This is a genomic window from Myxococcus hansupus, assembly GCF_000280925.3.
GTDB lineage: Bacteria > Myxococcota > Myxococcia > Myxococcales > Myxococcaceae > Myxococcus > Myxococcus hansupus.
Map to the genome: position 1 here is coordinate 4,187,772 of NZ_CP012109.1, position 14,279 is coordinate 4,202,050.

Consider the following 14,279-nt stretch of genomic DNA (forward strand, 5'->3'; position numbering starts at 1 on the left):
TCAACCCTCCGCCTCGGTCGCGTCCAGCAGCGCGTCCAATTCCTCGTCCGACAGTTCGTCCAGCGAGGCGGCGTCCAATGCGCCTTCGATGCGGGACACGACCTCCGCCATGCCCGCGAGCGTGGTCGCCTCGAACACCGCCGTCTGCGGCAGCTCGACGCCCAGGCGCTCCCGCACCCGCACGACAATCCGTTCCGCCATCTGGGTCTGCCCGCCCAAGGCGAAGAAGTCGTCCCGGGCTCCGATGCGCGGATGACCGAGCAACTCCGTCCAGATACCCGCGAGCGCCAACTCCTCTGGCGTCGCGGGAGCCACGTACTCCACGGCCTTGGCCGGGGATGCGGCAGGGGCGCGAGGCACCCACTCCCGCTCTTCACCGCGCAGCTTCGCCACATCCGTGAGCCGCGCCACGCCCGACGCCAGCCCTTCCATCAAGACGCGCCACTGCGTCAGCAGCCGCGCCACGACTTCCGCATCGAAGTGCGCGGGGGCATACGCCACGCTCAGCCGCAGCGAGTCCCCAGGGACCACATAGGCGATGAGCGGGTGGTTGCCCTGCTCCTGGCTCTCCACGTCCCGAACCTCGAGGCCCGGCACGCCCTGTCCCAGCGTGGTGTCGAGCGGGTAGTTCTCGAAGATGAGCAAGCTGTCGAAGAGCGGCAGCCCGCGGGACATCTCGCTCCAGCCCTTCACCTGGACCAGCGGACTGTGCTCGTACTTGCGCAGCTCCAACTGACGGGCCTGGAGCTTCTGGAGCCAGGGCACCACCTCGGCGTGCGGAGACAACTGCACGCGGATGGGCAACGAGTTGATGAACAGGCCGACCATGGACTCCGCCTCTGGGAGGTCCACGGGCCGTCCAGAGACGGTGGCCCCGAACACCACGTCGTCCGAGTCCGCGGAACGTCCGAGGAGCAGCGCCCACGCGCCCTGCGCGAGCGTATTGAGCGTCACCGCGTTGCGTCTCGCGAAGGCCTGCAACGCCGCCGTGGACTCGCGCGAGACCCACTGAATCTCCTCGCCCGTCACCACGGCCTCCGTGCCGGGAGACGGCGTGCGAGCGCTCGGCAGCGGCGTGGGCGTCGTGAAGCCCGCCAGTTCCTGCCGCCAGAATGCTTCCGCCCGTGACAGGTCCTGCCGCTGCAACCAGGCCATGTAGTCACGCCACGCGGCGGGACGCGGCAACGCGACGTCGCGGCCCTCGGTGAGCGCCGTGTAGCAGGCGAACACCTCCTGCAGCATGACGCCCACGCCCCACCCGTCCATCACCAGGTGGTGGTGGCTCCAGAGGAACCGGTACTCCTCTTCATCCACGCGGACCACCTGCATGCGGGCCAGCGGCGCGGGGGCCAACGAGAAGCCGCGAGCGCGGTCCTCACGGACCAACTCCGCCAACCTGGCGCGCTGTTTCTCGGCGGGGACGCCGCGCAGGTCGTGCTCGGCCCAGGGCAGCTCCAACTTGGAGTGGACGACCTGGAGCGGCTCCGCCAAGCCCTCGTGAACGAAGGACGTCCGCAGCACGGCATGTCGTGAGACCACCTCCGCCCACGCCTTGCGCAACGCAGCCACGTCCGCATTCCCACGCGACGTCCACGCGAGCTGCTCGTGGAAGACACCCGAGCCAGCCGGCGCGAGCGCCACGTGGAAGAGCATGCCCTGTTGAAGGGAGGTCAACGGGTACACGTCCTCCACATCCGGCCACTGCCGCAGCAAGCGGTCCAAGGCCGCGGGTGACAGCCGGGTCAACGGGAAGTCTCCAGGCGAGCGGCGTGCCGCGTCCGCGCTGCCCCGCCCGTCCACCAACTCCTTCAGTGACGACAGGAAGTGGGCGGCCACGGCCTCGATGGTGGCCCGCTGATGAACCTGGGCGCTGTAGACCCAGCTCACCTTGAGCCGGCCCTCGCTCACCACCGCATTGACCTCGAGTGGATGCGGCCGCCGTCCCCCCGCGCCGTGCCATGGCCCACTGGGCTCCTCCGTGAGCGCGAAGCGCTCCGAGCCTCGCGCCGCGGCATCGAGCTGTCCCAGGTAGTTGAAACCGACCTCCGCGCGCGGCGCCCCCTGCAGCACCTTCGCCGTGTCCTCACGCAGATGGCGCAGCAGGCCGTGGCCCATGCCGTTCGCCGGGAGCTTCCGGCGCGCATCCCGCAGGGCTCGGAGTACGTCACCCGGGCTGCCCTCTTCCGGCACTGCGACTTCCAGCGGGAAGGTGCTGGTGAACCAGCCCACCGTGCGCGACACATCCACATCATCGAAGAGCGCCTCGCGACCGTGCCCCTCCAGCTCCAGGCGCACGGTCCGGTTGCCCGTCCAGCGAGACACCGCGCGTGACACCGCCGCCAGCAGGACCTCGTCCACGCGCGCCCGGTATGCAGCGGGAACTTCGCTCAGCAGCGCCCGCGTCTCCTCGACGCCCAGGGCCACCGACACCAGCGCCTCCGAGCCCTGGGTGTCCGCGCCCTCCGGCAAGTCGACGGGCAGCGGCGCCGCCTCGCTCGCAGAGGTCCACAGGGGCAGTTCGCGGCCCAGGGACTCCGAGCGCGCGTGCTCTACCAACCGCTCCGCCCAGGCCTTGAAGGACGTCGTCTTGGCGGGCAGCGACACCGCCGCGCCACGCTCCAACTGCGTGTACGCCGCCTCCAGGTCCTCGAGCAGGGGCCTCAGTGAAACGCCGTCCACCGCCAGGTGGTGCACCACCAGCAGCAACCGGCCCGTCCGGCCCGCGCCCCGCTCGAACAGGGCCGCGCGCAGCAACAATCCTTCGCCCAGATCGAGGCTCCGGTGAACCTCCGCGCCAACGGCCTCCAACGCCGCGCCCTGCTCCGCTTCGACGACGGAGGACAGGTCCACGCGCCGCACGGCGATGCGATCGGGGACACCCGCAGTGGCCTGTTGCCACCCTTGCGCGGTCCGAGTGAACCGTGAGCGGAGCGCGTCGTGGTGGGAGACCAGCGCGCGCAGCGCCTCTTCCAACAGCCCCGCATCCACGGGCCGCCGCACTTCCAGGACAGCGGCCAGGTTGTAGTGGTGTGGCTCTGGCAGCGCCCATTCGTCGAAGAAGACGTGCTGCATCGGCGTCAGCGGCACGGGGCCTTCCACCAGCCCCTGCTCGGCGGTGCTCGCCTTCGCCGTCCCCGCCGCCGCGGCCAACTCCACCAGCGTCTGCCGCTCAAAGAGCGTGGCGGGCTCCAGCTCCAGCCCCGCGGCCTTCGCCCGGGAGACAATCTGGATGCCCAGGATGGAGTCGCCCCCGAGCTCGAAGAAGTTGTCGTGCAGGCCCACGCGCTCCACGCCCAGGACCTGCGCCCAGAGGGCCGCCAGCGTCTTCTCCGCTTCCGTCCGCGGTTCAGCGAAGGCCGTCCCCGCGCCGCCGCGCGCGGCATCCGGCGCGGGCAGCGCCGCCCGGTCCACCTTGCCGCTAAGCGACAGCGGAAGGGCCTCCAACGCCACGAAGGCCGCGGGCACCAGGTGGTCCGGCAGCCGCTCCTTCAGGAAGGCCCGAACCGAGGAGATGTCCAGTTCAGAGGCATGGACGACGTACCCCACCAGCCGCTTCGAGCCGGGCGTGTCCTCGCGCACCGCCGCCACCGCGTCGCGAACGCCAGGGAACTCACGAAGCGTGGCTTCGACTTCACCCAGCTCGATGCGGAAGCCGCGCAGCTTCACCTGGAAGTCCGTGCGGCCCAGGTACTCCAGGCGTCCGTCCCCGAGGAAGCGAACGCGGTCGCCCGTGCGATACAGCCGCGCCCCCGCCTCGCCCGAGAACGCATCGGGGACGAAGCGCTCCGCCGTCAACGCGGGCAGCCCCAGATAGCCACGGGCCACGCCAGGGCCCCCCAAGTACAGCTCTCCGGGCACGCCGGGAGGCAGGGGCTGGCCGCGTCCATCCAGGACGTAGGCGCGCATGTTGGCGATGGGACGCCCGATGTCCGGACGGTCCGCGTCGAGTTCCGTCGCCAGCGTCGCGCAGACCGAGGCTTCGGTGGGGCCATAGCCATTGAGCAGCCGCCGGCCCGGCTTCCAGCGCCGCGCCAGCTCCGGCGAACACGCCTCGCCCGCGGAGATGACGGTCTCCAACGAGGCGAGCCCCTCCGGGTCCAACTGCGACAACGAGGTCGGCGTGAGCGTCACCGTGGTAATGCCCCGCGACGCCAGCAGCTCAAGGAGCGGCGCTCCCGGCAGCAGCGAGTCTCGCGGCGCCAGGTGCAGCGTGGCACCCGCCACCAGGGTCGACAGCACCTCCAACACGGACGCATCGAACCCGAGCGCCGCGGCCTGAAGCACCCGCTTCCCTGGCCCCACCCCGTGCGCGCGAATGATGGAGTGCAGGGTGTTCCCAAGCCCCTGGTGCGGCACGAGCACGCCCTTCGGCGTCCCCGTGGAGCCCGACGTGTAGATGACGTACGCCAGGTGTCCCGGCAGCGTCCCCACGGCAGGCGGCGTCTCGGCGTTGCGCGCGATGTGACGCCACTCGGAATCCAGCGCCACGAGCAGCTCACCGCCCGCGGGCAGGACGTCCGCGATGTCGTCCACCGTCACGACGACCGACGTCCCGGCGTCCCGCAAGGTGTGCGTCAGCCGGGCCGTGGGATAGGCGGGGTCCAGCGGGACGAATGCGCCACCCGCCTTCAAGATGCCGAGGAGCCCCACCACCAGCTCCACGGTGCGATCGACACACAGGCCAACCCGCACCTCGGGCCCCACGCCCAAGGTGCGCAAGTGGTGCGCGAGCTGATTGGCCCGGGCCTCCAGCTCGGCGTAGGTGAGCTGCGAATCCTCGGCCACCACCGCCACCGCATCCGGCGTCCGCGCGGCCTGGGCCTCGAACAGGCCGTGCAGGGTCGCATCCGCCGCGACAGGCTCGCGCGTGTCGTTCCACGCCACCAGCAGGCGCTGGCGCTCCGCGTCCGACAGCAGGGGCAGCTCCCCCACGCGGCGCGACGGGTTTTCGACGATGCCTTGCAACAGGCGCACGAAGCGCTCCCACAGGAGCTCCACCGTAGACAGTTCGAACAGGTCCGCCGGGTACTCCAAGCCACCCGTGAGGCCCTCGGGCGTCTCGCGCAGCTCCAGCGAGAGGTCCACCTTGGTGGCACCAATGTCGAGTTCGACCATCTTCACGCCCAGCCCTGGCGTCCGGACCTCGACGGGCGGCGTGTTGTGGAACGTGAGCATCGCCTGGACCAGCGGCATGCGGCTCGGGTCACGCGGCACGCGCAGCTCGTCCACCAAACGCTCGAACGGAATCTCCTGATGGGTGAAGGCACCAATGGCGGCGGTCTTCACGCGGCGCAGCAACTCCACGAAGGTGGGGTCGCCCGACAAGTCGCCCCGGATGGCGAGCGTGTTCAGGAAGCAGCCGATGAGGCCTTCCAACTCCGGGCGGTTGCGGCCCGCCGCGGAGGTTCCCACGATGACGTCGTCCTGCCCCGAGTAGCGTGACAGCAACGTCTGGAACGCGGCCGTCAGCACCATGAAGGGCGTGGCGCCCTCGCGGCGGCCCACGGTCCACAGCGCATCCATCAACGGCTTGTCCACGCCCACCAGGAGACGGCCACCCCGGCCCGACCACCGTGCCGGACGCGGACGGTCCGTGGGCAGCTCCAGCACCTGCGCGCCCGCGAGCTGCTTCTTCCAGTACGCGAGCTGGGCCTCCATGCCCGCGCCCTGCAACCAGCCCCGCTGCCAGACGGCGTAGTCGGCGTACTGCACCGGCAGCTCCGGCAGCGGCGACGGCTGGCCCGACGCCAACGCCTCGTACCCCGCCACCAGCTCCCGGAAGAGGACGCCGCCGGACCAGCCGTCCGAGGCGATGTGGTGCAGCGTGAGGTGCAGCACCGACACCGCTTCGCCCACGCGAATCAGCACGGCCCGCATCACCGGTCCCCGGACCAGGTCGAAGGGCTTGCGCGCATCGGCCAGGGCCAACCGCAGGGCGTCCGCCTCGCGCGCCTCCAACACGTCGCCTCGCGCATCCAATCGCGCCAGGGTCAGGGGCATGGACTCCGCGATGACCTGATGCGCGTTGCCATCGTCCAGCCTGAAGGTGGTGCGCAGCACCTCGTGGCGGCGCACCAGCGCATTCAACGAGGCCTCCAGCAGGGCCTCGTCCACCGCGCCGTCGAGCCGCAAGGTGACGGTGTTGTTGTAGGCGATGCCCGCCGGATCCAACTGGTGGAGGGCCCAGATGCGCTGCTGCGGGAACGACAGCGGCAACGGGCGCTCACGGCTGACACGAGCCACGGGCGTCGCCAGCGCGGACGGGGCCTCGGTACCGAGCGACGGCTTTGCCCCCACGGAAGTCCGAGCCGGCTTCGCGGCCGGACGCCGTGCCTTCGACGCACGACCGGGCGCGACGAGCTCCACCTTGCCCGCATCGCGGAACCGGGCTCGCTGCCCCGTCAGGAGGTAACGCCCCTCCGTCCCGACAACCGAGACGAAGCGCGCGCGGGTGGTCTCGGGGTCGTTCCAGAACCCGAGCGGCACGCATCCACCGCCCAGGGCCAGCTCTCCCACCGCGCCCACGGGCACGAGTGCCCCGGAGGCATCGCGAACCAGGGCGGGCGCGGAGGCCGGCGTCGGCCATGCCGCCCCCACCAGGGAGGCGTCCATCTCCACCACGCGCTCGGGACGCAGACCACCACCGGTCTCGCCCCCCAGCACCCAGAGACGCACTCCGCCCAGTGCCTCACCCGCGCCGGGAAGCGCAGCCAGTGCCTGAGCTTGCGACGGAGCACACCGGAGCGTCGTGACGCCCTCGCCCTGGACGAACGCCAGCACGTCACCGAAGCCCGCATCGCCCTCCGCCCGCACGGCATCGGTCAAGGCAGGCCGCACCTGGCTTCGCTGCCGCAGCACGTCCAGCAGGCGCAGGCTGGACATCATCGGCTCCAGCGCCACGCCGAAGTCGACGAGGCATGCGATTTCGTCCACATCCAGGGAGCGCACGCGCTCCACCACCTGAACGCAGTCCTCCACCGAACCGAAGAGGCCGCCTTCGCGGATGTAGTGCTCCACCCCCTGGGCGAGCATCACCTCGACGTCCTCCGGCGTGAGCCCTCGGACATCCACCTGGAGTCCCTGGCTGGCCACCAGGTTGGCGAACACATCCACCGAGCTTCGGAAGTAGGCCAGCAGCGGCTCACGCACGGCCTCGCGCACCTCGTCCAGGTCCTGGCCCAGGAAGGTGTGGAGCATCAAGGTGACGTGGCCACGGCCCTGGCCATGTCCCGACTTGCGGTAGGTCTCCCGGTACAGCGCCACCTTCGCCGCCAGCTCGTCCAGGCTCGAGCCCAACCCGAGCACGTTGGTGAGGATGCCCGCCCCCACCTCACCGGCCTTGCGGAACGTCTCCGGGTTGCCGGTGGACGTCAGCCACACGGGCAGCTCCGCCTGCTTCGGCTTGGGACGCAGCGCCAGCTCCACCTCGTTGCCCGCGCCATTGCGCCGCAGCACCGTCCCGCCACGCCACAGACGCCGCACCTCCTCCAACCGATCGATGAGCACCTCGCGGCGCCGGTCGAAGGTCCCCGGCGAGAGCGAGAAGTCATTCGCGTGCCAGCCCGTGGCGAAGGACAGCCCCACGCGCCCGCGTGACAGGTTGTCGACCACGGACCACTGCTCGGCCACTTCGATGGGGTCGTGCAGCGGCAACACCACGCTGCCCGCGCGAATCTGCACGTTGCGCGTGAGCATGGCCAACGCGCCGCCCACCACCGAAGGCTGAGGATACAGGCCACCGAATGAGTGGAAGCGCCGCTCGGGCGTCCACACCGCGGAGAACCCATGCGCGTCCGCGAACTTCGCGCCTTCGAGCAGCAGCTCGTACTTCTCTTCCCCCGCCGAATCCTCGTCGTTGGCGAAGTACGACAAGCTGAAGTCGAGCGGCCGGCGTGTGTCCGGCGTGTGGCCCAGGACAGCGAAGCGCGCGGCGAGCCGATCGGGCGGCAGGACGACCCGCATGCCTCGGGCCAGCGCCCACAGCAGGTCCAGACCCGCAGGATCCGCAGAAGGTCCGCCGGCCGCGAGCCAGACCTCCCCATCACCCGTGCCCATTCTCGCGTCCAACGAGGCCAGGACGTGCGCCACGTTGCCATGGCTCAGCATGACGCGGCCACGGACACCCAGGACCTCGGGAGCGGGAACGATGAAGGCCAATCGCTCCACCGGAACGGCCTCCACCGGCCCCTCCGCGGCCTGCACCGATTCGACCGCCAGGGCACGAAGGCCCTTCGGCAACACCGGTACGTCACCCGCACGGGCCACCAGCAACAACCGAGGCCCCTTCGCGGGCAGAAGGGACGCGAGCTCCGCGACCTCGCCCGCCGTCACCGGCAGACACGCGGCCCCGGCTTCGAGCACGCCCCAGAGGGCGACGACGGCCTCGGGTGAAGGCGTGATGCGAACGGCCACGGGCATCCCCTCGCCCACACCCTCATCCTTCAAGCGTGACGCGAGCCCACGGGCTCGGGCGGCCAGCTCCCGCCAGGACCAACGCACGGAGCCCGTGCTGATCGCCACCGCCTCCGGTGTCTTGGACACCCACGACGCCAGTCGGTCCAGCACGGACATGGGAGCCGGGCTCGCGGCCACGTCCACTCGCGAGGTGGGGCGCGCCTCCCCCTCCGCCGCCAGCGGCATCCGCGACACGCGAAGCTCTGGATTCGCGAGGGCCGCGCCCAGAAGCGTCTCGAGGTGTGCCGCGAGCCGCGCGACGCGGGGTTCATCGTAGAGGTCGGTGGCGTATTCGATGAAGCCGTGGAAGCCACCGCTCTCGCTTTCGTTGAGCAGCAGCGTCAACTCGCCGAGCGTCGCGCCGAACTGCGCGGGCGTCCCCGGGACTTCCACCAACTGCATGCCCAGGCCCGCGACGGACGGAGGCGCCGTCGCGACATGCGCGTGCAGCACCAGCGCCGCGTCGCACAGCCGTGAGCGCGCGGGATCCCGCCCCGGCACGACGAGCGGCAACAGGTGCTCAAAGGGAACGTCCTGATGACTGGACGCGCCAATCGTCGTCTCGCGGGCCCGCCCCACCAGCTCGCGGAACGTCGGGTCACCGGACAGGTCCGTGCGCAGCGCCATCGCGTGCGCGACGAAGCCGATGAGCGGCTCCAACTCGCCACGGGCCCGGTTGCCGACCGGCGTCCCCACGACGATGTCCTCACGCCCCGAGTAGCGGGCCAGCAGCGATGTCAGCGCCGCGAGCAACGTCATGAAGGGGGTGACACCTTCACGCTGGCTGAACGCCATCAGCGCCGCGCTGAGCTCACGCGAGAAGGCGACCGGGAAGCGCGCGCCGCGAAGCCGCAGGTCCGTGCCTCGCGGCCGGTCCGAGGCCAGCTCCAGGGACGGAGGCAACTCCGCCAGCACGTCACGCCAGTAGGCCTCCTGGGCCGCCAGCGCGCCACCCGCCAACGAGCGGCGCTCCCACGCCGCCGCGTCCACATACTGCACCGCCAGCTCCGGCAGCGGCGCGGGCTTCCCTTCGAGGAACGCCTGGTAGTTCGCCGCGGACTCACGGAAGAAGGCCACCATGGACAACGTGTCCGAGGCGATGTGATGCACCGTGAGCAACATCAGGTGCTCGGTGTCGCTCAAGCGCAGCAAGCTGGCGCGGACAATGGGGCCCTGCTCCAGCGAGAACGGCAGCACCGCCTCCGCGAGCGCGAGCCGCAGCGCCTCGGCCTCTCGATCTCCCGCGTGGCCCCGCAGGTCCACCACGGGGACCTCGATGCGGACCTCCGCGGAGAACCGCTGACGCACGCGCCCGTCCTCCACGCGGTACGTGGCGCGCAGCATCTCGTGCCGGCGGATGACCTCGTTGACGCTCCGCTCCAGGACGCCCACGTCGAGCGCCCCGGAGATGCGCACCGCCAGGGGCATGTTGAGGGACGGGTTGCCCGGGTCCAACTGCTCCATCCGCCAGACGCGCTCCTGCACCACGGACAGGGGCAAATCGCCGGACCGGTCGATGCGCACCATCAGCTCGGGTGCGGCGCCGCCCTCCATCGGACGAGCGGCCAGGAGCATCGCCTCGATGCGCGCGGAGATGCCCGCCACCGTGGGCGCCTCGAACAGCGCGCTCAGCGGGAGCTGCACGGAGAACGTCTCGCGAAGGCGCGTCAGCATCTGCGCCGCCATCAGCGAGTTGCCTCCCAGCTCCAGGAAGTCATCGTCCGGGCCCACCTCCACCGCGCCGAGGCGCTCCCGCCAGATGTCCATGACCCGTTGCTGGATGTCCCCCACGGACGTCACGGGGACGGACGGCAGGACGGGCGTTTCCGCCTCCTGGGCCGCCTGCGCCACGGCCATCGTCAGCGCCGTCACCACCAACGGTGCCCCCTGCGACTCCAGGCGGCAGGGCTTCTCCTCGAAGGGGTACGTGGGCAGCGAAACGCGGCGGCCAGACGCGCCGGCGTGGAACTTCGCCCACGCCACGTCCACACCCGCCGCCCAAAGCTCACCCACCGACTGCAACAAGCCTCGGAGCTCCTCCTCCTTCGCGCGGCGCCGCAGCGAGGGCGCCGCCACCAGGTGCCGCGCCGTCCGAGTCCAGCCTCGGGCCAGCGAGGTGAGGTCCGTCCCCGGGCCCACCTCCAGCAAGACGCTGCATCCGTCGCCCAGGAGCACCTCCAATCCCGCGGCGAACCGCACCGGCTGCCGCATCTGGCGGGCCCAGTACGTGGGGTCGGTGGCTTCCTCGGGGCGAATCCACGTCCCCGTCAGGCTGGAGACGAACGGCAGCTTCGGCGCTTCCAAGCGGAGCGAGGACACCGCGCGCGCCAGGTCCGCCATCAACGGCTCCACGGCGCTGGAGTGGAAGGCGTGCGCGGCCGGCAGGCGCACCATGCCCACGCCACGCTCGGACAGAGAGGCCTGCAACGCCTCGATGGCCGCCACCGGCCCGGACACCACGCACCGGCCCTCGCCGTTGACCGCCGCGAGCGAGAGCCCATCCTTGAGCAAGGGGACGACGTCGTTCTCCTCCATCCCCACCGCGATCATCGCCCCAGCGGGCATTCGCGCCATCAGCGCGCCACGGACCACCGCCAGCCGCAGCCCGTCCTCGGGCGACATCACGCCCGCGACACACGCCGCCGCGTACTCACCGAAGCTGTGCCCCAGCAGGGCATGGGGCCGCACGCCCCACGACATCCAGAGCCGGGCCAGCGAATGCTCGACGATGAAGAGACCGGGCAACGCGACCCGAGGGTCCGCCAGCTTCAGCGCGGCGGCCTGCTCCTGCCCCTGCGCGGGAAGCAACAGCGCTCGCACCTCGGCGGCGAGCGACGGCTCCAAGCGGGCGAGCGCCGCGTCCACATCCTTCCGGAAGCCGGGCTCGGAAGCGTGCAGCTCACGGCCCATGCCCACCGACTGCGCGCCCTGCCCCGGAAAGAGGAAGGCCACACGGCGATTGCGTCCCGCCTCCACCGCCGCGGGTTTGCGCAGCCGCTCCGCCAGCTCGGCCGCATCCGCGGCCACGACGGCACGGCGATGCTCGAACGCGCGGCGGCCCACGTTGCGAGTGAAGGCCACGTCCGCCAGCGCCACCCCCGGTGATGCCTCCACGTGTGCGGCCAGCTCTCGCGCCATCGCCTCCAAGGCCGTGGGGGTGCGCGCGGACAACGTCACCACCTGCAACGCGCGGGCACTCCGGGCCGCCACCGCCGGCGAAGGTGCCTCCTCCAACACGACGTGCGCGTTGGTGCCACCAATGCCGAACGAGCTCACGCCCGCGCGGCGCGGCGCGTTCTCCCGAGGCCAGGGCTTCAACGCCGTGTTGACGAAGAACGGGCTGCGCTCGAAGTCGATCTCCGGGTTCGGCTGCTCGAAGTGGAGGCTCGGCGGTAGTTCGCCGTGCTGGAGCGACAACACCGCCTTGATGAGCCCGGCCACGCCCGCCGCCGCGTCCAGGTGTCCCAGGTTCGTCTTGAGTGAGCCGATGGCGCAGAAGCCCGTCCGCTCCGTCGTCTTGCGGAAGGCGCGCGTCAGCGCGGCGATTTCAATCGGGTCGCCCAGCGACGTCCCCGTGCCATGCGCCTCCACGTAACCGATGTCGTCGGCCCCCAGCCCCGCATAGGCCAGCGCATCCGCGATGACCTCCGTCTGGCCCTCGATGCTCGGCGCCGTGTAACCCACCTTCTGCTGACCGTCGTTGTTGACGGCGGAGCCCTTGATGACGGCGTGGATGTGGTCTCCATCTCGCAGCGCGTCCGCGAGCGGCTTGAGCACCACCACGCCCACGCCGTTGCCCGCGACGGTGCCACCCGCACGGTGGTCGAAGGCGCGGCAGTGCCCGTCCGGCGAGAAGATGAGCCCGTCCTGGTGCAGGTAGCCCGTGCGCTGGGGACTCGCGATGCGCACCGCGCCCGCCAGGGCGATGTCCGACTGCCGCGTCAACAAGCTCTGGCAGGCCATGTGGATGGCCACCAGGCCCGTGGAGCACGCCGTGTAGACGGCGACGCTCTCGCCCCGGAGCTGGAGCTTGAACGAGGCCTTCATCGCCAGGCTCTCCGGGCCCGCGGTCGCCAGCTCCAGGCCCGCGCCCGCGTCCTTCCGGGCCTCTGACAGCAGGTTCAGCAGGTGCCCCGAAGCACCCGCGCCCGCATACAGCGAGATGCGGCCCTTGTAGCGCGAGGGGTCATACGCCGCGTCCTCGAGCGCCGCCCAGGCGCACTGGAGGAACACGCGCTGCTGGGGGTCCATCCACTGCGCTTCCCGCAGCGGAATGTCGAAGAAGCCGTGGTCGAAGCCCTCCGCGCCTTCGAGGATGCCCCCCGCCCGGATGAAGCGCGGGTTCTTCCACAGCTCCTCCGGAATCAGCGGCGAGCGCTCCAGCTCCGCCTCGGAGAAGAACGAGATGGACTCCACGCCATCGCGGACGTTCTTCCAGAAGTCGCCCAGGTTGCGGGCCCCCGGGAAGCGCCCCGCCATGCCAATGACCGCGATGTCGTTCCCGGTGTCCTCGCCCAACACGTCATCCCGTTCAGTCATTGCCGTGGTTCCCTCGCCGGCCCTGCCGACGGATCGCCTGTCGCCGCTGCTGGGCGCGATCCACGTGGGCCTCGTTGTCCTGGGTTTCAGCCGCCGCCTCGCCGTCCCGCTCCAGGGACATGACGAACGCGCGGACCGTGGGGTGTTCGAAGAAGCGCGTCGCCGGAACGTCGCGCTTCAGTTCATCGCGCAAGAGTGCGCACGCCTTGACCACGGACATGGAGCTGCCGCCCAGGTCCGCGAAGAAATGGTCCTCCACACCGACCCGCTCCACGCCGAGCACCTTCGCCCAGAGCACCGCCACCTGGCGCTCCAACGCCGAGGTGGGCTCCGTGAACGTGCTCCCCGCCAGACGAGCGACCTCCGGCTCCGGCAGCGCCGAGCGATCCACCTTCCCCACCGGCGTGAGCGGCAGCGCCGTGAGCGGCACGAGCGCGGACGGCACCATGAACTCGGGCAGCGAACCGGCCAGGAACGCCCGCAGCTCGCGGGGCTCCAGCGTCGTCCCCGCCCGAGGCACGGCGTACGCCACCAGCCGCTTTCCACCCGCGGGGTCTGGCCGGGCCACCACCACCGCCTCCGCCACCGACTGATGCTTGCGCAGCGCCTCTTCGACCTCGCCCGGCTCGACTCGGTAGCCCCGCACCTTCACCTGCGCGTCGAGCCGCTCGAGGAACTCCAACGTTCCGTCCTCGCGGTACCGCACGCGATCTCCGGTGCGGTAGAGCCGCGCGCCCGTCTCGGGCCCGAAGGGATCCGGAATGAAGCGCTCCGCCGTCAGCTCCGCCCGGCCCAGGTAGCCCCACGCAAGGCCATCGCCGGCAATGAGCAGCTCGCCGGGAACGCCCACGGGGACCGGACGCAACCCCGCGTCCACCACGTACACGCGGGTGTTCGCGATGGGGCGTCCAATGGGAATGGCCCCCTCCGCGATGGTGCCCTCCATCACATGGCAGCACGTGAACGTGGTGCCCTCCGTGGGCCCGTAACCGTTCACCAGGACGCCGCCGCGCGCGAGCCGCTCACGCACCGAGGCCGGGGGCAACACGTCGCCACCGACCAGGAGCTGGCGCACGCCGTCCAGGGCATCGGGCCGCGCGGCCGAGAGCGCCTCGAAGAGCGCGGCGGTGAGCCACAGCGTGGTGACGCCGTGGCGCGTCAGCACGTCCTTCAACGCGTCCACGGTGGGCGTCCGGGGCGGGAACAGGACCAGCTTCGCCCCGTGCAACAGCGCCCCCCACAGCTCGAAGGTGGAGGCGTCGAAGCAGATGGGCGCCAGTTGGAGG

General features: G+C 71.0%; 2 protein-coding genes (1 of these 2 only partly in view). Both read right to left on the reverse strand.

All coding sequences use genetic code 11. The features are described 5' to 3' along the window. Positions 1 to 12,993, reverse strand: coding sequence for a hybrid non-ribosomal peptide synthetase/type I polyketide synthase (locus A176_RS15925; RefSeq protein ID WP_002639673.1), 12,993 nt, complete (start codon positions 12,991 to 12,993; stop codon positions 1 to 3). Then, on the reverse strand, positions 12,986 to 14,279 hold the 3' portion of the coding sequence (locus tag A176_RS15930) for a non-ribosomal peptide synthetase (protein ID WP_002639672.1). The gene runs 15,878 nt beyond the window's last position; only the last 1,294 of its 17,172 coding nucleotides appear in the window; its start codon lies beyond the right edge, outside the window; the stop codon is at positions 12,986 to 12,988. The genes A176_RS15925 and A176_RS15930 overlap by 8 nt, the downstream gene beginning before the upstream one ends.